This window comes from Donghicola sp. XS_ASV15 (genome assembly GCF_041224595.1).
Taxonomy (GTDB): domain Bacteria; phylum Pseudomonadota; class Alphaproteobacteria; order Rhodobacterales; family Rhodobacteraceae; genus Donghicola.
The window spans coordinates 14,476-35,270 of the sequence record NZ_JBGFGN010000121.1 but is presented as its reverse complement, the minus strand read 5'-3'; the positions used below and the strand labels follow the sequence as shown (position 1 = coordinate 35,270).

Sequence of the window (20,795 nt, the reverse complement as noted above, 5' to 3'; positions counted from 1 at the left end):
TTTGGTGCTGGCAATAGATGTAGAAGGGCGGTTTCTATTCGCGATGTTGCGCCGCCAAGCACATTTGGAAGAGAGTCTTGATCAAGCAAGATCGGCCGTCCAGGATATCATGGAGGATCGCTTCTCCGAGTGGGGGTTAACGCCTTCGGAGCAAGATATCGCGACGTTCCTGATCAAGGGTTTCACGACTACTGAAATTGCCGAACTGCGCGGAAGCGCTGAAGGCACGATCAAGACCCACCTTAACGCCATTTATCGCAAAGCGGGTGTCCGCAACCGAACTGAAGTGCTGAGCCATTTGCTCGACTGTATTATGGTAACTGAGCACAAGGATACCTGATCGCGTCGCTTGGACGACGGTATCAGAGCCCGAAGTCTACGGCCTCGATTACCTTGATGCTGATGTCTTCGATCAGGGTGTCGAGCAGCGTCAGAGAAGTGTGCTGGTTGATTGTGACCAAAACATCTTCTCCGATCTGCTCTGCATGGCTCAGAAAATTGTCCCTTGTGACGACCAGCCAGTCCTTCCCAGTATCGTAGTCGCTGATCACATCATGCCCGTGTGCAAAGACAAAGCTGTCCGCACCAGCGCCACCGACGAGAGTGTCTGATCCAAGCCCGCCGTAAAGCGTGTCATCGCCCAAACCGCCAACGAGTTGATCGTTATCGCGACCGCCAAAAAGCGCATCGCTCCCTCGGCCTCCCAGCAGCGTATCATTGCCCTGATTGCCGAAGAGTCTGTCTTGGCCGAGGTTGCCGCGTATGCTGTCTGACCCGCGATTTCCAAAGAGCAAATCGGCGTTTCGGTTTCCATAGACGATGTCATCGCCGCGTCCGGCATAAACCAGATCATCGCCTGCACCAGTGTGAACGATGTCATCGCCGGAAAAAGCAAGCACTGTGTCACCCCCCGCGAAGCTGGAGATGATGTCAGAGATTTCGAAATCGCCGGCGAACCAGCCTTCGGCGTGCGTGCCTTGAAACGTGTCGGGACGATTTGTGCCCAAAAATTGCCAATCTGGGATGACAGGCTCGGGGTCTTCGTCCGGGAACATCTCGAACGTCAGAGTTTGCAGGGCAGCTGGGTCCAGATCAAGCGCATCAACAAGGTTATCTCCAGCATACCAGAAGGCTTGGTCGTCAACCAAAACCCAGTATTCAGCAACATCCAAAAGGGATAACTTGACAACCATATCCGCGGTGATCTCTGTGGCGGCATCAGGCAGCAGGATATAGCCCTTAATCTCGGGGCCACTCTCCTCGGGTGCGAGATTGCTCGCGAACAGCGATGTTACCTGCGATTCCGCCATTTTCGCCGCCAAATCAATCCTGTGGCTGTATCAAAGCGATTTTCTCTCTCCTTATGGATGCAGGTGCAGAGGCGGGTCAAGACGTAGCTGAACCTATTTGACACTCTTGCCCCCAGAGCGCGCGGCGCAACAGGATCAAGCTAAAACTTGGGCGTGTAGAAAGGAATTTAATTTGTGGACGAAACGGTCTAGAAATTGTTTATGCCTACTCCGACGCCAGATTCTTTTCGTCCAGATCAACCCCGCGCCAAGGGCCGGCCGCGCAAAGACCCTGCGCTGTCCGAGGTTCGTGCACGTCTGATCCGAAGTGGCCTCGAACACATGACAGAGCGGGGATACTCTGCCATCGGGATCGACCAAATCCTTCGACATGCGGGTGTGCCAAAGGGCAGTTTCTACCACTACTTCCAAAACAAAGAGGCGTTTGGCCTCGCGCTGATCGATGCGTATCAGGTCTATTTTTCCGAACTGCTCGAGCGCGCGCTGGGTGATCAGAGCCGCGCGCCGCTCGATCGGCTGCGGCTATTTATCCAGCGCGCAATCGATGGGATGGCGCGGCATGGGTATCGCAGGGGGTGTCTGGTCGGAAATCTGGGCCAAGAGATGTCCACATTGCCCGAGAGCTTTCGACAGGCTCTGACAGATGTCTTCGACGACTGGCAGCAGAGGACTGCCGCTTGTTTGTCCAACGCACAGGGGGCCGGCCAGCTTTCGCGAGATGCCGATCCTGCTGCCTTGGCGCAATTTTTCTGGATCGGATGGGAGGGCGCGATCCTGCGCGCCAAGCTGGAACAGGGACCGGAACCGATCCGCCTGTTCGCTGATCTATTCTTTTCCATGCTTCAAGAGGGGGAGCCGAACCGATGACCCAAGCCGTTGTCATTGACAAGACCGAGGACCAACAAACCGTCACCCTGCGCGATGTCAGCGCCACTGACTTGCCAGAGGGGGACGTGCTGGTCGACGTGGTCTATTCCACGCTGAACTACAAAGATGCTCTGGCGATCACGGGTGCCTCGCCGGTGGTGCGGAGCTTTCCCATGGTGCCTGGCATCGACTTTGCCGGAGTGGTGCGCGACAGCAGCCATGCGGACTTCAAAGCGGGTGACAAAGTCATCCTGAATGGCTGGGGCGTCGGCGAGAAACACTGGGGAGGTCTCTCTGGTCTGGCGCGCGTTTCTGGTGACTGGCTGATCCCGCAGCCCGCAGGCATGACTGCGCGGCAGGCGATGGTGATCGGCACTGCGGGCTATACGGCAATGCTGTGTGTGCTGGCGTTGGAAGAGCACGGAGTAACGCCCGACAGCGGCGAGATCGTGGTTACTGGCGCAGCGGGCGGTGTTGGCAGTGTCGCGACCATGCTTCTGGCGGCCAAAGGTTTTCAGGTCGCAGCCGTGACGGGCCGGGCGTCCGAGGCGGACTACCTCAAGAGCCTTGGCGCCGCTTCGATCATCGACCGCGAGGAATTGTCCGGCAAGCCTCGCCCCTTGGCCAAAGAACGTTGGGCGGGCGCCGTCGATGTGGCAGGCAGTACCGTGTTGGCCAATGTCATTGCGTCGATGAAGTACGGTGGATGTGTCGCGGCCTGCGGTCTGGCGGCGGGTATGGACCTGCCCACCAGCGTCGCGCCGTTTATTCTGCGTGGGGTCACTCTGGCGGGCGTGGACAGCGTTATGGCGTCCAAAGCCAAGCGCATTGCGGCCTATGATCGTCTGGTAAGCGACCTTGATCTGTCCAAACTGGACGCGATTGCCACGGAATTGGCCTTGGACGACGTGATCGAGACCGCTCCAAAGTTCCTGTCTGGCGAGGTGCGCGGTCGCATCGTTGTTCCGGTCAATCCGTCGCTCAACGCCTGAGTGATCAGACGCGGGCTATAAAATGCCCGCGTTCTTGATGTCTTCGACGGCGAAATCAATCAGGGCGCGCACCTTGCGGGGCAGGGTGCGCCCTTCGAGGTAGACAGCGCTGATCGGTCCGCTCTCTACATCGTAGCCCTCTAGCAAGGGGACGAGCTCACCGCTCTCGATGGCAGACCCGATGGCAAAGCGCGGCGGATAGGCAATGCCCACGCCCTCGAGCGCGAGTTCGACGCCCGCCCGCGCAGAATTGACCTGAAACCGGCCTTGTACAGAGGCTCCGAACGTTTCTGTGCCTTTGGAGAATGTCCATCGCTTGGGCGTCAGGCGGTTAGTGTCGATGATGCAGGGCAGCTGGTTCAGGTCCGACGGATGCTGCGGCGTGCCGTAACGCTCCAGAAATGCCGGACTGGCCACAAGTGTGGACCTGAAGGTGCCCAACTTGCGCGTCTTCATGGATTGCATGGCGCTGCGTCCCAAGCGGAAGGCCAGATCGATCCCTTCGCTCGCCAGATCAGAAAACTGGTCGGACAAACGCAGATCAAACATCAGGTCAGGGTTTTCTCGCCCGAACCGCTCTAGCATCCCGACCACATAGAGTTCGCCAAACGTCACAGGTGCGGACAAGCGGATCACGCCAGAGAAGCCTTTGGATCCCTCGGATACCTCTGCCAGCAGCGCGTCCAGGTCTTCCAGCAGGGCAGGCGCGCGCGCCAACAGATCCTCTCCTGCGGGGGTCAGGCCGACTTTCCGGGTGGTGCGCTGGAACAGACGGATGCCAAGCCGCGCCTCCAGCTCAGCCACGTATTTCGAGGTCAGTCGGTTCGACACCCCCAATTGCTCGGCCGCGCCGGTGAAAGAGCCTGTTTGGGCCGTCGCCACAAAGGCGCGCAGTTCGTCAACGATATCCATGATAATTTCAGAACAAAATGTGGAAGGTCATTCCATAAAGTCTCCATTTTGTTGAATGGGGTCAATCGCTAAGTTCGGTGTCAGACAACAGATCACGCCACAACACGGTGGCCCCGAACTTTTGGAGACAAGACAATGACACCCCAAGCACAAAAGGACATTTCCGCCCTGATCCTGCGCCTTGCCAGCGGCACGCTGTTTCTGGCCCACGGCTGGATGAAGGTCAGCGTTTTCACCATCCCCGGCACGGTTGGGTATTTCGAGAGCCTCGGCCTGCCCGGTTTCGTCGCCTACCTGACCATCTTGGCCGAACTTGGTGGTGGTCTGGCGCTGATCCTTGGCGTTGCAACGCGCCTTGTGTCGCTGGCTCTGATCCCCGTCCTGCTGGGGGCCGCATGGGTTCATAGCGGCAACGGCTGGACCTTCTCGAACGAAGGCGGCGGTTGGGAATTCCCCGTATTCTGGGCAGTGGCTCAGGTGGTGATCCTGATCAAAGGCGCGGGTGCATATGCTCTGCGCATCCCCGCACTGAACCGGACCTTAGGCCAGTTCGCCTAATCGATTATCTAATGTGAAACGGGTCGCCCCAAGGGCGACCCGCCCCGCCACAGGAGACTGAACATGAGTACCGTCCAAACACTGAGCGCCCTGCGCGACCGACTGAGCCCTTCGGACCGGATGCCTCTGGTCTTTCTGGGGCACGGCAGCCCGATGAATGCAATCGAAGACACCGAGTATAGCCGCGCTTGGACCGCACTGGGTAAGAACCTGCCGCGTCCCAAAGCGATCCTTGTCGTGTCCGCCCACTGGATGACCAAAGGGACCACGCTGGTCGACGTCTCGGCTATGCCGCGCACAATCCACGATTTCTATGGCTTTCCGCAGGAGCTGTTTGATCAGCAATACAACGCCCACGGCGATCCGGCCTTGGCACGTGAAGTGACCGCTCTGCTCAGCAGTCACCACGCCCAAGAGGATGACACTTGGGGTCTGGACCACGGCGCGTGGAGCGTGCTGAAGTTCCTGTACCCCGATGCGGATGTGCCGGTCTTTCAGGTTTCGATCGATATGACGCAGGACCTGTCCTACCAGTTGGAAATCGGCCAAATCCTGTCCGATCTGCGGGGCCGCGGCGTGCTAATCCTTGGGTCCGGCAACGTGGTGCATAACCTGCGCGCCTTGGATTGGGGCGGCAAACCGCAGGACTTTGCGATCGCGTTCGACAAACTCTTTGCCGAAAAGCTGGAGGATCGGGATTTCAACGTGCTGGCCGACCGCAAGGGTCTGGGCACCCTGCTGCGGATGGCGCACCCGACCGTCGACCACTACCTGCCTGCGCTGACCATTGCAGGCGCGTCCGACACCCGTGACCAACTCACGTGGATGACGGACTCGATTGATCTGGGGTCCGTGTCGATGCGGTCCTTTGTATTTCACGCATAATTTCGGAGGCTGACATGCTTGTAGATGGAAAATGGAGCGCGGACTGGCAACCGGTTCAGAAAGCCGACGAAAAGGGACGCTTTGTCCGTCAGGTCTCGGGCTTTCGTAACTGGATCACCCCTGATGGCAGCGCAGGCCCGACTGGCGAAGGCGGGTTTCCCGCCGAAGCTGGCCGCTATCGCCTATACGTTGCGTTCATCTGTCCTTGGGCATCGCGGACCCTGATGGCCCGCAAGCTCAAGGGGTTAGAGGACATCATTCCCGTCACGGTCGTGAACCCCTCATTGACCGATCAGGGCTGGTCGTTCGGTGGGTATGCTGGCGCAGACGAAGACCCGCTGTTCGGGTCGGAGTATATCCACCAGATCTACACCCGCGCCGACCCGCACTACACAGGCCGCGCCACAGTGCCTGTGCTGTGGGATACCCAGCGCAACGTGATCGTGAACAACGAAAGCGCCGACATCGTCCGCATGTTCGACACAGCGTTCGAGCACATGATCCCCTCGGACCTGCGCCTGTATCCCGAAGATCTGGCCGGAGAGATCGACGATCTGAACGCCCGCATCTATGACAAGCTGAACAACGGCGTGTACAAAGCAGGCTTTGCCAGCAGCCAAGAGGCCTATACCGAGGCGGACGAGGGCGTGTTCGAGATGTTGGATGAGCTCGAGGAGCGTCTGACTGGCGACTTCCTGTTCGGCGATCGCCTGACCGAGACTGACTTGCGGACGTTCGTGACCCTGATCCGGTTTGATGCGGCCTACCACGGCTTGTTCAAAACCAACCGTCGCCAGATTGCTGCCTACCCGCGTCTGTCAGCCTATATGGAACGGATTCTGCGCCTGCCCGGAGTGATTGATACCGTGAACATGGATCACATCACCCGTGGATATTACTCGATCAAGGCACTGAACCCTAAACGCATTCGGCCCACCGGACCGGCCCATATTACCAAGCTGCTGGATGACGTTCGCGCAGCCTAAGACATTTCAATGAAGTGAGGCGCCCTCGATCCCGTCGCGGGCGCTTTTTTATGCCAAGTCCCCACGGCGGCGTTCCGCGTGTAGGACCACTTCGGCGGCGGCGCGGGCGTCCTCTTCGGCATCGTGGTGCTCGAATTTCAGGCCGAGATAGGTTTTCAGGTTCCCCAGCCCGTGCCCGCCGTTGCCCCTGAGTTCTGGCCACGCGCGTCGCGCCACAATCAGGCTATCCATCCACTTCCACGCGGGCGGGGTAATGCCAGCCAACCCGCAGGCCGAGTTCACAGCACCCTTGTCGAAGTGACTGTGTTGATAGACTGTGAAGCCAGCCAGCATTGCATCTATTGTCGCAATTACCTGAGGAAAAACAGGCGCGCCGACCACTGTCCGCGCTGTAATCCCGTGAATACGTGTGCAAGACCAGTCCTCGGTGATCGGGTCGACATATGTCGACCACGTCTCGATGCTGTTGTCCGACCGCACCCCTGCAATCCCGATTTGGCAAATGCTGCTGCGGTGCCGATTAGCTGTTTCTACGTCGAGAGCAAAGAACCGGAACGCACCAGTTAGCGGGAGGGCACTTTGATCGAATGTTAGAGGGTTCTGGGTCATCGCAGCCGTCATCCCAGAATTTGGCCCAAAGCGAAAGACAAGAATGCCTTCGATGGCCTTGAATAAATTCTAATAACGGAATATGTACTATTCTACTGCCTACTCGAAAAGAGGTCCGCCATGCCGAAACTCGTTTATTTCGTCATTCCTGCTTTGGTTCTGATCGGCTACCTGCTGGTTTCCATGCGCTCGGGCCCGCTGCCCGCCAATGTGTCTCGGTCAGAGTTGACTGGGCAGGTGCTGGCCTCTGACCCAAACCTGTTGGTTGTGGACATCCGAACCCCCGAAGAATGGGAGGAAACCGGTGTCATTGAGAACGCGGCGCTGGTGACATTCACCGCGTCAGACAGCTTCTTCAAAGCGATCGAGGTTCGCCGATCTCCGGGACAGAAAATTGCACTGGTGTGTCGGTCGGGCAATCGGTCTGACGCCGCCGCACGCCAGATCGCGCAACAGGTGGATGCTGACGTGATCGATGTGGCGGGTGGGATGAACCGCATTCTGAAGGAGGGGTACAAGCCGGTGAAGCCTCTGCCAGAAATGGGATGCGGGTCTTGCTAATCGCGACGATCAAAGGGCGCATCCTTGGTGTTGAAATTTGAAATAGTATAACATAACAAATTGCCATCATTTGACGGAGTAGGATGATGGCAAGACATCGGGCACGTATTGGTGGTAATCTTGGTGAGACGCAGCAACGCCAACGCTCTAGATGTGGAGATCCCATGCGGGCCTATGACCGACTGCCGCCCGAGTTGCGGGGATGGATGGCCAACGCTGCATTGCCATGGTCGACGCGATCTTGCCTCTCGATATGGAAAAGAGAGATTGGGGCAGGCGGGTCGCCGCGGGACGCATTGCAGCGTTTGGACCGGGCCGAAGCGGCAGCACTTGCCCAAGACACAGTGGCTTAAGATTATTACGCGCGCGGCAGGTTTGACGACGGTGTTTTAGCCCCTCACAAAACTCGGTGAAACTGGACGCGTCGACATCCCGAAGAATCCATTTGCTTGATTATAAGCCCGTCACATCGGCAGCGGTCGCGGTCAGGAATTCTGCGGCTGCATGTGGGGAAAGCTCGACCATGACGCCGCGCTGTCCGCCGTTTATAACGACGCGCTCATATTGAAATGCTGAGGTGTCAAAGCAGACTGGCACCCGCCTTTTCTGCCCGAACGGGCTGATCCCACCAACGCGAAATCCCGTGAGGCGTTCGGCCTTGGCAGGCTCCATCATTTGCGCCGATTTGCCGCCAAGAGCGCTTGCTGCGCGTTTCAGCTTCACGTTAGCGGCGACTGGGATGACAACGCAGGCGGGCTTGCTGTCCACCTCTAGCATTAGCGTTTTGAAAACCCTGTTGTGATCCGCGCCAATGGCTTTGGCTGCATGCTCGCCAATCTGGTGGCCACCTTCGTATTCATACTCGTGCAGGTCGTAGGAAATCCCTGCTTTGTCCAAGGCTCGTGTCGCGGGCGTTGCAGTCATCAATATCTCCTGTCGAATAGAGCGGGTATGCCGCAGAGCCCAGTTCAGAGTAAAGGCCATCGTTTTCCGAGAAAGCGCTGTGTCGGGAACCGAGGCGGGGCTGGGCGGTTGGTCTTAGATATTTGTTTAAGGCCGTTCGCGCCCGAAGAGGATTTCAGATGACTGTTCTAGAATGCGATGTCGCGATTATTGGCGCAGGCACTGCGGGTTTGGCCGCGGAACGCAATGCGCGCCGCCACGGAGCGAAGACGCTGCTGATTGATCCGTATTTTGCAGGCACGGTATGCGCAACGGTGGGCTGTATGCCGTCGAAATTGCTGATTGCCGCAGCTCGAAGAGCCCACCAGGTGCGGGGGGCAGAAACCTTTGGGATCAGTGCTTCAGATATTCACGTCGACGGCGAAGCGGTCATGATGCGCCTGCGCAAACATCGGGATCACTTTGCTCAGAGCACGCGGGATAGTATTAACGATCTGCCCGAAGAAATCCGTGTCCAAGCACGAGCGCGCTTTGCCGGACCGACGACGCTTGAATTGGACAATGGTCAGACGGTTCAAGCCAAGACCATCGTAATCGCGACAGGGTCCGAACCTTCTATTCCGGCGCCCTACCAAGACCTTGGCGATGCTGTCCTGACCAATCAGACTGTCTTTGAACTTCGCGATCTACCGGATCGTTTGGCTGTGATCGGTGCAGGTGTCATCGGCGTGGAGCTTGCCCAAGCGTTCGCGCGCCTTGGCGTTGAGGTTGCGCTGTTCGACGCAGGTGAACGTTTGGCTGGTGCAAGGCACGACGATGTGCACGGGGCTCTCTACGACGCCCTGTCGGCGGATGTGACGTTGCATTTGGGCCAGACGCCGGAGCCCGAACTGGTTGATGGCGAGGTCAAACTGACATGGGAGGGTGGGGCCGCCAGTTATGATAGAGTGTTGGTCGCTGCTGGACGCCCGCCAAGCCTGAAAGGGCTGAACCTTGAACAATCAGGGCTCTTTCTGGATGAGGACGGTATGCCCGAAGTCGACCGGCTGACGCTTCAATGTGGCGACGCACCAATATTCTTGGCGGGGGATGCCAACGGAGACCGCCCGATTCTCCATGAAGCATCGGATGAAGGGGGGATCGCCGGACTGAACGCAGCGGCCTATCCAGCGGTCATTCCGTCGTCGCGAGAGGTTGCATTCTCGATAACATTTTCCGAGCCAGCGATGGTCTCTGTCGGGACAGGTGCCGAGAGTGCCGACTTTACAGCGACCGCGGATTACTCTGACCAAGGGCGCGCCGTTGTCGAAGATGAAAACCAAGGGCTCGCGGTTTTGTATGCCGCCGCACCGGATGGCCGCGTGATCGGCGCTGACCTGTGCTGTCCTGGCGCAGATCATTTGGGCCATCTTTTGATATGGGCCATCAGTCAGGGGATGACGGCGCATGATTTGCTGACCATGCCAATCTATCACCCGACGCTTGAAGAAGGTCTAAAGCCCGCCTTGCACGATATCTGCCACTCTGCCGAGATCGCCATGCGCAGTGATCGGGACACCGGCATTCCAGCGGGCGCGTAAACCAGCCTGCGGCAGGACGTCGCTCTGCGTCATGTTATCCTCTTACTGCACTGAATTAACGTGATATTTCTAGGTGCATGTATTTCATGGTGCGCCGATTCCGTATTTCACTTTTGACTGCGCTGCTGGCCTTCGGGCTCGTCAGTACGGCGTTCGGCCATCATTTCTCTTCGGCGCAGGACACCGCGCTTGCAGCGTTCTACCAGAGTGTCGGAGCAACCGATGATCTGTGCGGCGACGACCTGATGCTTGGCAAGGATACATGTAATGCCTGCCGTTTGGTGACGTCGTTTCATCTCTCTGATCCTGATATTTCGCTTGTCCAAGGAAACCTGCGCTATGTTCGTCAGGTCTTCTTGCGTGATTTACGCCGGTCCGATGCCCTTGCGTCGTTCGATAGACCACCGTCCAGAGCGCCGCCGCGCCCGTAAAACGCTTTGGCGCCGCACAGGTTCGTATCACCAGACCTGCCGCGAGAAATTTGCCATCCGATAGAATTTAGTCCGTCCTATTCAACACCGCGGCCCTTTATCGGCGCGGCTCTCCCGACTGGGGATTTTTCATGAACGCTTTGACACCACTACCAGAGGCGACAGTCGTGCCTATGGCGGGCGACTGCGCCCTTTTGCCTGATCATGCTTTGTTTGTTGGCCTTTGTGCGGCTGAACAAGAGAGGATCGCACAAACATTTTCCATTCACCGCTTTAACGATGGAGCCCCGATATTGCTGGACGGTGCGCCTATGGTGGGTGTCATCCAATCTGGTGCGCTTGCGCGTGTGTCCCGATCTGGGATCGGTATGCAGACAGTCGGTCTCTTGCTCTGCGGCGATCTGGTCAGCCCTGCGGGTCCGCGAACGTCTGGCGTGCTGGCGATGGCGCTGGATCGAACCGCGATTTTTGGCACCAGCGCCGAGCATTTCCGCGCGCTGTTGAGAGAGGTGCCGCGTCTGCAGTTAAACTACCTGGATCTCGTTGCGACTGAACTGCAGGCCACGCGGGGCTGGTATACCATGCTGGGGCGCAAAACCGCGCCGGAGCGGGTGGCGAGCCTGATCTTGCGGTTGTCGCGTCAGTCGATTCCGGGAAGCGAAGGTTTGATTGATTTGCTGCTGACCCGTGATCGCATCGGCAGCCTTTTGGGGCTGAAGATGGAAACGGTGTCGCGCCAGATTCGTGCCTTCTCGAAGGCAGGGGTGATCGAGATGCACAGCCCAACGAAAATCAAAGTGCTCGACAAAGCGGCGCTGGTCCGCGCAACCGGTGATATTTGGCGGGAAACGTCGCGCTTGTAATGTCCCAATTGGTCGCGGTGTCGCACAGGTTCCCTTGATGCACTGGAAGATATTTCGACCGAATCTCTGATCTGGCAAGGTGTGGGGATGATTCTTGCAAATACACCTATATCGTGTGTCCGGTTCATTGACTGGTGGAACTGAAACCTATGCGGCATGATCCAAGTGATGTCATAGAGGGATTTCTTTTGTTTTTTCGTGCCCTAACGTCAACTTGCTCCGCAAGATTGTAACAAGAACTGCACAGAAACTGGACCAGATCGACAGGACTCTGTCAGTCCTGCTCGCTAATTGATTGCTTTGGGAATAAAAAATTGATTTTAAATCAATGTTATAGGTGATTTTCTTGGTTGAGAGGTATGGAATACCTTACTATCCTAAATGGTATGGAAATCTTATCCAAAAGTTAATTGAAGTTTCGGCACGCAACGTTTTCAGTGTCCCTCTTTTGCTAGTCCGGCTTTGTGCTGTCTCGTCCTAGTCAGTTTCGGACCCACTTCGTTTTAGAATTTGAGCCGGTTACCAGTTCTTCTGGTAACCGGCTTTTTACGTCTCGGGTCTTTGGGTCTGCGGTCTTTGGGAATAGCGATACACGTCTTATGGTTGTTTTTTGGCGCGGGATATATTGTCGTAAATAGTCTGTACGCTTTGATTTGTTTGACCCCCAAAGGAGTTTCCCATGAAATTGACTTGGTTAGGACATTCCGGCTTTCGACTCGAGATCGCAGGACAAGTTCTGTTGGTGGACCCGTGGCTCTCTGGTAACCCGAGTTTTCCCGAAGACCGCTGGCAAGACGCTGTATCCGGTGTGACGGCGGTCCTGTTGTCTCATGGACACGGCGACCATGCGTCGAATATCATCTCGATTGCTCAAGAGTCCGGGCTTGCGGTCTACTGCATCCACGAACTTGCGAACTGGCTGTCGGGGCAGGGCGTCCAAGCGACCGGCTTCGGCAAGGGGGGCACCGTCCAGATCGGTGAGGTTTCCGTGACAATGGTGACTGCGGTTCATTCGTCTTCGATCGATTTCGCTGACGCGCCGCTTTATGCGGGCGGCGAAGCGGGCTTTGTTATCCGAGGGGAAGGGCACTCGATCTACTTCTCGGGCGATACCGATGTCACCATGGAGATGGACATCATCGCTGATCGCTACAAACCTGATATTGGTATTCTATGTGCAGGTGGACACTATACCATGGACATGGAGGGCGCGGCGTATGCGGCGAAGCGGTTCTTTGATTTCAAGACCGTGATCCCCTGTCACTACAAGACTTTTCCGGTCCTCGAGCAGTCAGCGCAGCCGCTGATCGACGCATTGCCTGAGGTGGATGTCCGGGTGATGACGGTGATGGAACCCGAAGAGCTGTGATGTTTAGTGCGTGGCGCGGAGAATGACCTCCGCGTCCAGCCAAATCATCTCCGGGTCTTTTGCCGGATGAGCGGCGCGGCGTTCCAGCAAATCCAGAACAGCCTCTACAAGGGCATCTATCGGATTGCGCAGCGTTGTGAGTTGAATGGATGGCCAACGCGCCATCTCAATGTCGTCGAACCCGATGACTGATATGTCTTTGGGCACGAGGTGCCCTTGCTCGCGCAACGCACTAAGTGCCCCGATGGCCATCGCATCATTCGCGCAGACCAAGGCATCCAGTCTATCCAGCTGCTGCAAGCGCAGGGCGGCGTCGTATCCGCTTTGCACGGTAAACCCTCCAGTTTCCTCTGCCATTAATGTCAGGCCCGCTGTGCGTAGCGCGCCAACGACCCCAGCGCGGCGGTCGGCTGAGGCCGCAAAGGTGCTTGGTCCACCGATGAACCCAAAATTACGACGCCCTTTGGCCAACAGAACCTCTACACCCTTGGCGATACCCTCGCGGTTACGGCAACAGACATTATCAACACCATCGGCTTCCAAAATGCGTCCACTCGCGATGACCGGAATGCCGAGCTTGCCGCACGCCTCCGAGATATCGGCGGACAGACTGCCGGAACGGAGGATCATCGCCTCAAGAGGGTAGCTCAGCACATTATTCACGCCTTAGCGCGCTGATTGACCGCTGCCACCGATCACGATCGGCCATTTACCAGCACTGTTCAGGCCGGCGATTAGCTTTGCTGCCACTTCTTTGTCATACTCGTTCGCCATCTCACCGACAAAAATTGCTACAAGGTTTGAACGCCGCCCCTGTAGCCCCGCTGCCAAAGCGTTGGGGCGGTATCCCAGTTCCTGCGCGGCCTTTTCGATGAGTTTCCGTTTGTCCGGCGCAAGATACGCGCCTTGGGTAAAGGCCCGAGAGACTGCAGATCTCGAGACACCTGCAAGTTTGGCAACGTCGGCGGCTGTTACCCTGCGTTTTGTATCGTGATCCATTTTTTTGGCCTTTTGGAAAAAATTCGCTGCGTCGACATCTAGCCGTTACATGTGGCGGTTATGTGAACACGTGTGCACATCGGGGGCAAGGCCGCAAAATGGTCATAGGCACCGGGTGGGCAAAACCGTCGCGCCACTCTGCCTCGCGTGACCCTTTTGACCGCCCTTCGGGGCATAAAAACCGGATGAGTTTTATGAAGCGTCTTTCCATCGTCTCCAGCCTTGCTCTGATGCTGGCCTCGAACGCAGTCTACGCGGAAACCAATATCACTTGGTGGCACGCAATGGGCGGCGCACTGGGTGAAACCGTCAACCAGATCGCGACCGACTTCAACGCGAGCCAAGACGAGTACACCATCACCCCCGTCTTCAAAGGTTCGTACGAAGAGACCCTGACCTCAGGCATCGCTGCCTTCCGCGCTGGCGAGCAGCCCAACATCATGCAGGTGTTCGACGCTGGCGCAGCGACCGTGATCGGTGCCAAGGGCGCGACCGTTCCCGTTCAGGACCTGCTGACCGAAAACGGCGTCGAGTTCGACATCAACGACTACATCTCGGGCGTGCGCTACTTCTACGCTGACGCAGACGGCAAGATGATCGGCATGCCCTTCAACTCGTCCTCGCCCATCATGTACTTCAACGTAGACGCTCTGGCAGCGGCTGGCGTCGAAGCGCCCAAGACTTGGGAAGAGTTCGAAACCACCACCGCACCCGCTCTGATCGACGCAGGCTACATCCCGCTGGCGCAGTCGCACTCGCCCTGGATCTTCGTTGAGAACTTCGTGTCGCGTCACAACCTGCCCTTCGCGACCAACGACAACGGCTACACCGGCACCGACACTCAGATCCTGGTCAACAGCGACGAGCTGAAGATGCACTGGACCAATGTCAAAGAGTGGCTGGATGAAGGCAAGTACGCTTGGTATGGCGCATCGTGGGATGACAACCAAGCGCCCTTCGAAGAAGGCAAAGTCGCGATCTGGATGGGTTCTTCGGGCTCGTTCGGCGGTCTGATGCAGAAAGACCTGCCCTTCGAATTCTCGGCCACCTATCTGCCCTATTGGGAAGAGATCACTACCGAGCCCACTCAGACCTTCATCGGCGGCGCGTCGTTGTTCGCGATGGCTGGTAAGTCGGACGAAGAGAATGCCGCAACCGCTGCCTTCTTTGAATTCCTGACCTCGCCCGAAGTTCAGTACATGTGGCACCGTGAAACCGGCTATGTTCCGATCACCAATGCAGCCTACGAGATGGCCAAAGAAGACGGTCACTACGACCGCTTCCCCGCTGCCGAAGTTGGTATCCAGCAGCTATCGCTGGCGTCGGGCGAGAACACCAAAGGCTACCGCATGGGCTTCTACCCCCAGATCCGCGACGTGATGAACCGCGAGTTCGGCCGCATTCTGACCGACGAAACCTCGGTTGATGCAGCGTTCGAGACCATCGAAACCGAAGCGAATGAACTGCTGTCGCGCTTCGCGATGACCCAGAACTGATCACACTTGTAGCTCCGGAGGTGGCCGCCCACGTGCGGCCGCCTCTTTTTGTAATACGTACGGAGGGCTCATGAAACGCGCCGGATTTTCCGACCGTTGGCTGCCAGTTCTGTTCCTGCTGCCCCAGCTGACCATTATCTTTATCTTCTTCTATTGGCCTGCCGCTCATGCGGTTCGATCCTCGTTCTTTCTTCAGGACCCCTTCGGTTTTGGTGAAACCTTTGTGGGGATCAAGAACTACACCATGCTGCTGGATTCCGCGTCTTACATGCGGGCGGCGTGGTTTACCGTGATCTTTGTGGCTTTGGTGACCTTCCTGTCGCTGGCCATCGCGCTCTTGCTGGCGGTCAAAGCGGACAAAGTCATTCGCGGGGCCAAGACCTATCGCACACTGCTTATGTGGGTCTACGCGGTTGCGCCCCCCGTCGCCGGCGTGATCGGTCTGGTGCTGTTTGACCAGTCGTGGGGCCCGGTCAAAGATTTCGTCGCGCAGTTCGGGTGGGATTTCCGCCTTGGGGTAAACTACTTCGACACAGCCTTCACGCTGGTCGTCATGTCGGTGTGGAAGCAGCTGCCGGTGAACTTCATCTTCTTCCTGTCGGGCTTGCAGTCCATTCCGCGCTCGGTGCGCGAGGCGGCATTGATCGACAACCGCTCTGCGGCTGGCAGGTTCTGGGACGTGACATTCCCGCTGCTGGCGCCCACGGGTTTCTTCCTACTGATTATCAACATCACTTACGCGCTGTTCGACACCTTCGGCATCTTTGACACCACGTTCAAAGGCGAGCCCGGCAACAACCCGATGACCCTTGTGTACAAGGTCTATCTGGACGGTTTCCGCGGCAATGACCTTGGTGGCTCGTCCGCGCAATCGGTGATTCTGATGGTGCTGGTTCTGGCTCTGACCATCTTCCAGTTCCGCATGGTCGAACGCCGCATCCATTATACCTGAGGGCCCCCAGATGTCTGTTCCCGCACGTCGTATCCGTTGGTCCGTGGTATTGGACCACTCTATCCTGATCATCGGATCGCTGATCATGATCCTGCCCGTGGTGATGCTGGTCCAGATGGCCTCGACCACGGACTTACACACCACCAAGTTCGGCCCCGGTCTGGTCTTTGGCGACCAACTGCCCGTTAACTTTGAAAAGGCGATGTTCAAGGCCGACGGCTTTTCTGGCGAGAATACGGGCCTGAGGATGCTGTATAACTCGATGGTCCTCGGCTTTGGCTTTGCCATCGGCAAGATCGTCATCGGGATGATGGCCGCCTACGCGATCGTCTACTTCCGGCTGAAGTTCGCGACGCTGGCCTTCTGGGTGATCTTTACCACGCTGCTTTTGCCGCTCGAGGTGCGCATTCTGCCATCCTACGAGATTGTGCAGAAGCTGGGGATGCTGAACACCTATCAAGGCCTGATTATCCCGCTCATCGCCTCGGCCACGGCGACGTTCTTCTTCCGGCAGTTCTTCCGCTCGATCCCCGAAGAACTGGTCGAAGCAGCCCGCATCGACGGCGCGGGCCCCATCAAGTTCTTCATCGACATTCTGGTGCCCCTGTCGCGCACCATGATCGCGGCGATGTTCATCATCATGTTCGTCTACGGTTGGAACCAGTACCTGTGGCCCACCATGATCACCACGGACGAGGGCATGTACACACTGGTCCGCGGCATCAAGCAGATCACCCAAGCGCTCGAGGGGACAAACCTGCCGGAATACGGGCGCTCTAACCTTTTGGCGATCATCGCGATCCTCCCGCCTGTTCTCATCGTCATTTTTTTCCAGAGCTGGTTCGTCAAGGGCCTCACGGAATCCGACAAGTAAGGAATTTTCCCTATGGCACAGGTCAAACTGAACGCTGTCCGCAAAACTTATCCCAACGGGTTCGAGGCAGTGAAACCCGCCAGCTTCGACATCGCGGATGGTGAATTTGTGGTGCTGGTCGGCCCCTCGGGCTGCGGCAAGTCCACCATGCTGCGGATGATCGCAGGGCTCGAGGACATCAGCGAAGGCGAACTCTACATTGGCGACAATGTCGTGAACAACGTGGACCCCGCCGACCGCGACATCGCGATGGTGTTCCAAAACTACGCATTGTACCCGCATATGACGGTCCGCAAGAACATCGGCTACGGGCTGAAGAACCGTAAAATCCCCAGCGCCGAGATTGACGCCAAGGTGGCAGAGGCCGCCAACATGCTGAACCTGAACGACTATCTGGACCGCAAGCCCAGTCAGCTCTCGGGTGGCCAGCGTCAGCGCGTCGCCATGGGCCGCGCCATCGTCCGCGATCCCGCGCTGTTCCTGTTCGACGAGCCTCTGTCGAACCTCGATGCCAAACTCCGCAACCAGATGCGGATCGAGATCAAGGCCCTACAACGTCGTCTCGGCGTCACCGCCGTCTACGTGACCCACGATCAGGTCGAGGCGATGACCATGGCCGACCGCATCATCGTGATGAACGGCGGCGTAATCGAGCAAATTGGTACTCCGTCCGAGGTGTACCACAGCCCCGCATCGACCTTTGTCGCCAGCTTCATGGGCGCGCCGCCGATGAACCTGTTCGACGGTCACGCCAATGGCGCCGAGGTCCATGTGGGCAGTACCCCGCTGCATCGTCATGCCCATCAGGGCAAAGTCACCGTCGGCATTCGCCCCGAAGACATTGTACCCGATGTCACCGGTCCCTTGGCGATCCACGTCAACATCATCGAAGAGCTAGGCGCCCATCGTTTGCTGCACGGTCACACGGCAGAGCAACCCGTCACCATTCACGTGGCCAAGGACTTCCCCGCCTCTACCGGCTCGATGAACGCGTCGATCAAACCAGATGCAGTCTCTCTCTTTGACGCAGAGACGGGGCGTCGGCTGTGACCCGCGTTGTTGATGTTCTGAATCCTGCTACCGATGCGCAATTCGATGCAATCCGAACCGCCCCGCGCACGTCGGCGGCGCATCGCACTTTACTGGCAGATCTAGATTGTATGAATTCGGTTCAGGTGGGCGGACACGGGATGTCGGCGCCTTTGCCTGCCGCGCCGTGCATCATCGCGTGGAATGTGGAGCGTTGCCTCTTTCCCGAAGAAACAGCGGCGCAAGTGGCCGCGCATGGGGCCGATGTTGTGCTGTTGTCCGAGGTTGATTGCGGCATGGCCCGTACGAAGCAGCGCCACACCACCGCTGACATGGCCGAGGCGTTGGGGATGCACTACGCTTTCGGGGTGGAATTCCTTGAGCTTGGGCTTGGCAGTCCCACGGAACTGGAGTTCTGCAAAGACGACCACAATGCGCGGGGCTGGCACGGCAACGCGATCCTGTCGCGCGCCCCGTTGAACAAAGTTGGAATGGTACGCCTAGATGATCACGGACACTGGTATTGTCCGGAATTCGGCGCAGACCCCGGACAACCGCGGGTCGGCGGGCGTATGGCATTGCTGGCCGAGGTGATGACCGACGCAGGCCCGCTTTGCGTCGTCTCGACCCATCTCGAAAGCAATTCTGGTGCGGCTCATCGAGAGGAGCAGTTCAAACTCTTGCTCGATGAAATTGATCGTTTTGCAGAACACATGCCTGTCGTGATTGGCGGCGACCTGAACACCGGCAACCATATGCCGCCAGAGTATGATTGGCGCGACGAGAGTCTTTTTGCTCTCGCTGAACAGCGCGGTTATTCGTGGGACGGTACGCCCGATGGGATGACCACGCGCCCCAGCTTGATCACGCGGCACCCAGATCGGCAAATGAAACTGGACTGGTTTGCGACCAGAGGTGTCATCGCCGCAGAGAGTCGGCTTATCCCGTCAGACGAGACAGGAACAGTTCTGTCCGATCATGACGCGGTGCTCTGCCAAGTTCATCGTGCAGAGTAGTCGGCCGTTCAGAGCGGAGGGGTCTGATCAGGATCCTGCCGCGCATCCAGACGCAATTGCAAAAAGGCCAAATCCAGCCAGCGTCCGAATTTGGTGCCAACTTCTGGCATGAAGCCCACCTGCGAGAAGCCAAGCGCCTCGTGCAGTTTGATGGACCCGGTGTTTCCCGCTTCGATGCCAGCGACCATCACATGCTTTCCCAGCTCTTTGGCGACTTCGATCAAGGCCAGCATCAAGTGCCTGCCCGTGCCAGCGCCGCGCTTGTCGTGCCGGACATAGACCGAGTGTTCGACCGTATGCCGATAACCATCAAACGCGCGCCAATCCCCAAAAGAGGCGTAACCGATCACCTGATTGTCCAATTCGGCCACGAGCACGGGATAGTTCGATTTCTTACGGTCCGCGAGCCAAGCCAACCGGTTCTCAACATCAACAAGTTTATCGTTCCAAATTGCTGTCGTGTTGGCGACCGCGTGGTTGTAAATTTCGGTGATCGCAGGGACATCGTCTGCAGTAGCATGGCGAATGTGCATCAACGGACTCCGGTCAGATGCTTGAACAAGAAGCAATGTCTAGAGCTCACGGATGGGGGCTCCGGCAAGGAAATGCTCGATCGCCTCGACTGTATCCTGATAAAATAGCCGCCACGTCTCCTCGGTGACATAGCCCAGATGAGGCGTCAGCAGAAGGCGCTCGCCGAACTCTTCTATAGCGGCACGCCATGGGTCGTCGGGAGAGAGCGGTTCCTCTTCAAATACGTCGATCCCAGCGCTTTGTGGTTTGCCTTGTCGCAATCCGGCAAAGAGTGCCTCTCGGTCAACAAGTCCCGCACGCGAGGTGTTTAAGAAGATCGCATTCTCGGGCAGTGCCGCAAAGACAGAGGCACCGATCAGCCCTTGTGTGCGGTCAGACAGGACCATGTGTGTCGTCAGGACGTCCGATCCAGCCGCGAGCGCCTCTGGGCTCTGTGCAAATGAAACGCCGGCGTCAGCTGCGCGCTCGGGGGTCAGGTTTGGCGACCATGCGGTCACGGTCATGCCGAACGCCTGACCCAAGGTTGCAACTTGTCTGCCGATTTTGCCAAGTCCAATAATACCCAGAGATTGCCCGGCCAGATCACGGCCCGGCATCCCCTGCCACCCACCTTTCGCGAGGCGCTGTGTCTCGGGTACAATCCGGCGTGTCAGGCAGAGCATCAACGTCAGAGTTAGCTCTGATGTTGTGGTTTTTCTGGACCGAGTTCCGCACACTGTGACTCCACGTGCCTTGGCCGCGGTGGTGTCGATCGACAGATTGCGCGGGCCTGTGGTGACAATCAATTTCAGCGCAGGGAGTGCATTGATCAGGTCGGCAGGAAACGGTGTCCGTTCGCGCATCAGGCAAACAACATCAAAATCCGCCAAAGTCGCTGGAAGATCGCTGATCGGGCCATCGAATACCGTAATCTCTGCGTCGAGACGGCTCCAATCTGCCATCGACAGCGCCACGTTGGCGTAGTCATCAAGTACTGCGATCCTAAGCATTTAGCGCCTTCCCTTGCCTTGGTGATAGGCAACAGGATTGCTTGGGGCTGCGCAAGCGCGAAGTGACAGCGCCACAAGCG

The 20,795-nt window shown here is 57.7% G+C and carries 25 protein-coding genes; 16 read left to right on the top strand and 9 right to left on the bottom strand.

The window, feature by feature from the left end:
• Positions 1-4: 4 nt before the first annotated feature.
• Positions 5-340, top strand: coding sequence for a helix-turn-helix transcriptional regulator (locus tag AB9K37_RS07100; protein ID WP_369836484.1), 336 nt, complete (start codon positions 5-7; stop codon positions 338-340).
• 22 nt (positions 341-362) lie between these two features.
• Here AB9K37_RS07100 and AB9K37_RS07095 read toward each other — a convergent pair whose 3' ends face one another.
• A complete protein-coding gene (locus AB9K37_RS07095; RefSeq protein WP_369836481.1) occupies positions 363-1,310 on the bottom strand; it encodes a calcium-binding protein in 948 nt (315 codons plus the stop codon).
• Positions 1,311-1,511: 201 nt separating this feature from the next.
• Between AB9K37_RS07095 and AB9K37_RS07090 the strand changes: the two genes are divergently transcribed.
• Together AB9K37_RS07090 and AB9K37_RS07085 are read left to right on the top strand one after the other, a co-directional pair.
• On the top strand, positions 1,512-2,177 hold the full coding sequence (locus AB9K37_RS07090; protein WP_369836479.1) for a TetR/AcrR family transcriptional regulator: 666 nt from the start codon (positions 1,512-1,514) through the stop codon (positions 2,175-2,177).
• Complete coding sequence (locus tag AB9K37_RS07085) at positions 2,174-3,169, top strand: MDR family oxidoreductase (RefSeq protein WP_369836476.1); 996 nt, start codon at positions 2,174-2,176, stop codon at positions 3,167-3,169. The genes AB9K37_RS07090 and AB9K37_RS07085 overlap by 4 nt, the downstream gene beginning before the upstream one ends.
• Before the next feature lie 15 nt (positions 3,170-3,184).
• Here the strand turns inward: AB9K37_RS07085 and AB9K37_RS07080 are convergent, their stop codons facing one another.
• Positions 3,185-4,081: a LysR family transcriptional regulator gene (locus AB9K37_RS07080; RefSeq protein ID WP_369836474.1), complete on the bottom strand. Its 897-nt coding sequence runs from the start codon at positions 4,079-4,081 to the stop codon at positions 3,185-3,187.
• A gap of 135 nt (positions 4,082-4,216) precedes the next feature.
• On the opposite strand from AB9K37_RS07080, the gene AB9K37_RS07075 reads away from it, so the two are divergent.
• From AB9K37_RS07075 to AB9K37_RS07065, 3 genes are all read left to right on the top strand, one after another.
• Complete coding sequence (locus AB9K37_RS07075; protein WP_369836471.1) at positions 4,217-4,639, top strand: DoxX family protein; 423 nt, start codon at positions 4,217-4,219, stop codon at positions 4,637-4,639.
• A gap of 63 nt (positions 4,640-4,702) precedes the next feature.
• Positions 4,703-5,524: a 4,5-DOPA dioxygenase extradiol gene (gene ygiD, locus AB9K37_RS07070; RefSeq protein WP_369836468.1), complete on the top strand. Its 822-nt coding sequence runs from the start codon at positions 4,703-4,705 to the stop codon at positions 5,522-5,524.
• A gap of 14 nt (positions 5,525-5,538) precedes the next feature.
• Entirely contained in the window at positions 5,539-6,510 is a 972-nt protein-coding gene (locus tag AB9K37_RS07065) for a glutathione S-transferase family protein (RefSeq protein WP_369836465.1), read from the top strand.
• A gap of 48 nt (positions 6,511-6,558) precedes the next feature.
• Here the strand turns inward: AB9K37_RS07065 and AB9K37_RS07060 are convergent, their stop codons facing one another.
• The gene (locus tag AB9K37_RS07060; RefSeq protein WP_369836462.1) at positions 6,559-7,119 is read right to left on the bottom strand and encodes an exonuclease domain-containing protein; all 561 of its coding nucleotides are present in this window, start codon (positions 7,117-7,119) and stop codon (positions 6,559-6,561) included.
• Between the two features lie 120 nt (positions 7,120-7,239).
• Between AB9K37_RS07060 and AB9K37_RS07055 the strand changes: the two genes are divergently transcribed.
• Positions 7,240-7,680 carry a rhodanese-like domain-containing protein gene (locus AB9K37_RS07055; RefSeq protein ID WP_369836459.1) on the top strand — a complete coding sequence of 147 codons (441 nt, stop codon included), beginning with the start codon at positions 7,240-7,242 and terminating at the stop codon, positions 7,678-7,680.
• An 83-nt stretch (positions 7,681-7,763) separates the two neighbouring features.
• Complete coding sequence (locus AB9K37_RS07050; RefSeq protein WP_369836456.1) at positions 7,764-8,033, top strand: DUF6525 family protein; 270 nt, start codon at positions 7,764-7,766, stop codon at positions 8,031-8,033.
• A 100-nt stretch (positions 8,034-8,133) separates the two neighbouring features.
• Here AB9K37_RS07050 and ybaK read toward each other — a convergent pair whose 3' ends face one another.
• Complete coding sequence (ybaK, locus tag AB9K37_RS07045; RefSeq protein WP_369836453.1) at positions 8,134-8,604, bottom strand: Cys-tRNA(Pro) deacylase; 471 nt, start codon at positions 8,602-8,604, stop codon at positions 8,134-8,136.
• Positions 8,605-8,762: 158 nt separating this feature from the next.
• Here ybaK and AB9K37_RS07040 point away from each other — a divergent pair, with 158 nt between their 5' ends.
• Positions 8,763-10,163: a dihydrolipoyl dehydrogenase gene (locus AB9K37_RS07040; protein ID WP_369836450.1), complete on the top strand. Its 1,401-nt coding sequence runs from the start codon at positions 8,763-8,765 to the stop codon at positions 10,161-10,163.
• A 107-nt stretch (positions 10,164-10,270) separates the two neighbouring features.
• On the opposite strand, the gene AB9K37_RS07035 is transcribed toward AB9K37_RS07040, so the two are convergent.
• Positions 10,271-10,459, bottom strand: coding sequence for a hypothetical protein (locus AB9K37_RS07035; protein ID WP_369836447.1), 189 nt, complete (start codon positions 10,457-10,459; stop codon positions 10,271-10,273).
• A 266-nt stretch (positions 10,460-10,725) separates the two neighbouring features.
• Here AB9K37_RS07035 and AB9K37_RS07030 point away from each other — a divergent pair, with 266 nt between their 5' ends.
• Entirely contained in the window at positions 10,726-11,457 is a 732-nt protein-coding gene (locus AB9K37_RS07030) for a Crp/Fnr family transcriptional regulator (protein WP_369836444.1), read from the top strand.
• 679 nt (positions 11,458-12,136) lie between these two features.
• Positions 12,137-12,826: a metal-dependent hydrolase gene (locus AB9K37_RS07025; protein WP_369836441.1), complete on the top strand. Its 690-nt coding sequence runs from the start codon at positions 12,137-12,139 to the stop codon at positions 12,824-12,826.
• Positions 12,827-12,829: 3 nt separating this feature from the next.
• On the opposite strand, the gene AB9K37_RS07020 is transcribed toward AB9K37_RS07025, so the two are convergent.
• Both AB9K37_RS07020 and AB9K37_RS07015 read right to left on the bottom strand, forming a co-directional pair.
• Entirely contained in the window at positions 12,830-13,480 is a 651-nt protein-coding gene (locus AB9K37_RS07020) for a substrate-binding domain-containing protein (protein ID WP_369836438.1), read from the bottom strand.
• Between the two features lie 12 nt (positions 13,481-13,492).
• Positions 13,493-13,825, bottom strand: a complete 333-nt coding sequence (locus AB9K37_RS07015) for a LacI family DNA-binding transcriptional regulator (protein ID WP_369836435.1) — start codon at positions 13,823-13,825, stop codon at positions 13,493-13,495.
• 194 nt (positions 13,826-14,019) lie between these two features.
• On the opposite strand from AB9K37_RS07015, the gene AB9K37_RS07010 reads away from it, so the two are divergent.
• The 5 genes from AB9K37_RS07010 to AB9K37_RS06990 all read left to right on the top strand — a co-directional run bounded on the left by AB9K37_RS07010 (position 14,020) and on the right by AB9K37_RS06990 (position 19,192).
• Complete coding sequence (locus tag AB9K37_RS07010; protein WP_369836433.1) at positions 14,020-15,321, top strand: extracellular solute-binding protein; 1,302 nt, start codon at positions 14,020-14,022, stop codon at positions 15,319-15,321.
• 70 nt (positions 15,322-15,391) lie between these two features.
• Positions 15,392-16,273 (top strand): ABC transporter permease subunit, encoded by an 882-nt coding sequence (locus AB9K37_RS07005; protein ID WP_369836430.1) that lies wholly within the window; start codon positions 15,392-15,394, stop codon positions 16,271-16,273.
• Positions 16,274-16,283: 10 nt separating this feature from the next.
• On the top strand, positions 16,284-17,147 hold the full coding sequence (locus AB9K37_RS07000) for an ABC transporter permease subunit (RefSeq protein ID WP_369836427.1): 864 nt from the start codon (positions 16,284-16,286) through the stop codon (positions 17,145-17,147).
• Between the two features lie 12 nt (positions 17,148-17,159).
• Positions 17,160-18,197, top strand: a complete 1,038-nt coding sequence (gene ugpC / locus AB9K37_RS06995; RefSeq protein WP_369836425.1) for a sn-glycerol-3-phosphate ABC transporter ATP-binding protein UgpC — start codon at positions 17,160-17,162, stop codon at positions 18,195-18,197.
• Entirely contained in the window at positions 18,194-19,192 is a 999-nt protein-coding gene (locus tag AB9K37_RS06990) for an endonuclease/exonuclease/phosphatase family protein (RefSeq protein WP_369836422.1), read from the top strand. Before ugpC ends, AB9K37_RS06990 begins: the two co-directional genes overlap by 4 nt.
• An 8-nt stretch (positions 19,193-19,200) precedes the next feature.
• Here AB9K37_RS06990 and AB9K37_RS06985 read toward each other — a convergent pair whose 3' ends face one another.
• Both AB9K37_RS06985 and AB9K37_RS06980 read right to left on the bottom strand, forming a co-directional pair.
• The gene (locus tag AB9K37_RS06985; protein ID WP_369836420.1) at positions 19,201-19,725 is read right to left on the bottom strand and encodes an N-acetyltransferase family protein; all 525 of its coding nucleotides are present in this window, start codon (positions 19,723-19,725) and stop codon (positions 19,201-19,203) included.
• Between the two features lie 39 nt (positions 19,726-19,764).
• Positions 19,765-20,715, bottom strand: coding sequence for a D-2-hydroxyacid dehydrogenase family protein (locus AB9K37_RS06980; RefSeq protein WP_369836418.1), 951 nt, complete (start codon positions 20,713-20,715; stop codon positions 19,765-19,767).
• Between the last annotated feature and the right edge of the window lie 80 nt (positions 20,716-20,795).

Bases quoted from the DNA above. Each gene is read 5' to 3' on its own strand.
- AB9K37_RS07095 (WP_369836481.1), bottom strand. From the start codon at position 1,310: ATGGCGGAATCGCAGGTAACATCGCTGTTCGCGAGCAATCTCGCACCC.
- AB9K37_RS07090 (WP_369836479.1), top strand. From the start codon at position 1,512: ATGCCTACTCCGACGCCAGATTCTTTTCGTCCAGATCAACCCCGCGCC.
- AB9K37_RS07085 (WP_369836476.1), top strand. From the start codon at position 2,174: ATGACCCAAGCCGTTGTCATTGACAAGACCGAGGACCAACAAACCGTC.
- AB9K37_RS07080 (WP_369836474.1), bottom strand. From the start codon at position 4,081: ATGGATATCGTTGACGAACTGCGCGCCTTTGTGGCGACGGCCCAAACA.
- AB9K37_RS07075 (WP_369836471.1), top strand. From the start codon at position 4,217: ATGACACCCCAAGCACAAAAGGACATTTCCGCCCTGATCCTGCGCCTT.
- ygiD (WP_369836468.1), top strand. From the start codon at position 4,703: ATGAGTACCGTCCAAACACTGAGCGCCCTGCGCGACCGACTGAGCCCT.
- AB9K37_RS07065 (WP_369836465.1), top strand. From the start codon at position 5,539: ATGCTTGTAGATGGAAAATGGAGCGCGGACTGGCAACCGGTTCAGAAA.
- AB9K37_RS07060 (WP_369836462.1), bottom strand. From the start codon at position 7,119: ATGACCCAGAACCCTCTAACATTCGATCAAAGTGCCCTCCCGCTAACT.
- AB9K37_RS07055 (WP_369836459.1), top strand. From the start codon at position 7,240: ATGCCGAAACTCGTTTATTTCGTCATTCCTGCTTTGGTTCTGATCGGC.
- AB9K37_RS07050 (WP_369836456.1), top strand. From the start codon at position 7,764: ATGATGGCAAGACATCGGGCACGTATTGGTGGTAATCTTGGTGAGACG.
- ybaK (WP_369836453.1), bottom strand. From the start codon at position 8,604: ATGACTGCAACGCCCGCGACACGAGCCTTGGACAAAGCAGGGATTTCC.
- AB9K37_RS07040 (WP_369836450.1), top strand. From the start codon at position 8,763: ATGACTGTTCTAGAATGCGATGTCGCGATTATTGGCGCAGGCACTGCG.
- AB9K37_RS07035 (WP_369836447.1), bottom strand. From the start codon at position 10,459: ATGAAACGACGTCACCAAACGGCAGGCATTACATGTATCCTTGCCAAG.
- AB9K37_RS07030 (WP_369836444.1), top strand. From the start codon at position 10,726: ATGAACGCTTTGACACCACTACCAGAGGCGACAGTCGTGCCTATGGCG.
- AB9K37_RS07025 (WP_369836441.1), top strand. From the start codon at position 12,137: ATGAAATTGACTTGGTTAGGACATTCCGGCTTTCGACTCGAGATCGCA.
- AB9K37_RS07015 (WP_369836435.1), bottom strand. From the start codon at position 13,825: ATGGATCACGATACAAAACGCAGGGTAACAGCCGCCGACGTTGCCAAA.
- AB9K37_RS07010 (WP_369836433.1), top strand. From the start codon at position 14,020: ATGAAGCGTCTTTCCATCGTCTCCAGCCTTGCTCTGATGCTGGCCTCG.
- AB9K37_RS07005 (WP_369836430.1), top strand. From the start codon at position 15,392: ATGAAACGCGCCGGATTTTCCGACCGTTGGCTGCCAGTTCTGTTCCTG.
- AB9K37_RS07000 (WP_369836427.1), top strand. From the start codon at position 16,284: ATGTCTGTTCCCGCACGTCGTATCCGTTGGTCCGTGGTATTGGACCAC.
- ugpC (WP_369836425.1), top strand. From the start codon at position 17,160: ATGGCACAGGTCAAACTGAACGCTGTCCGCAAAACTTATCCCAACGGG.
- AB9K37_RS06985 (WP_369836420.1), bottom strand. From the start codon at position 19,725: ATGCACATTCGCCATGCTACTGCAGACGATGTCCCTGCGATCACCGAA.
- AB9K37_RS06980 (WP_369836418.1), bottom strand. From the start codon at position 20,715: ATGCTTAGGATCGCAGTACTTGATGACTACGCCAACGTGGCGCTGTCG.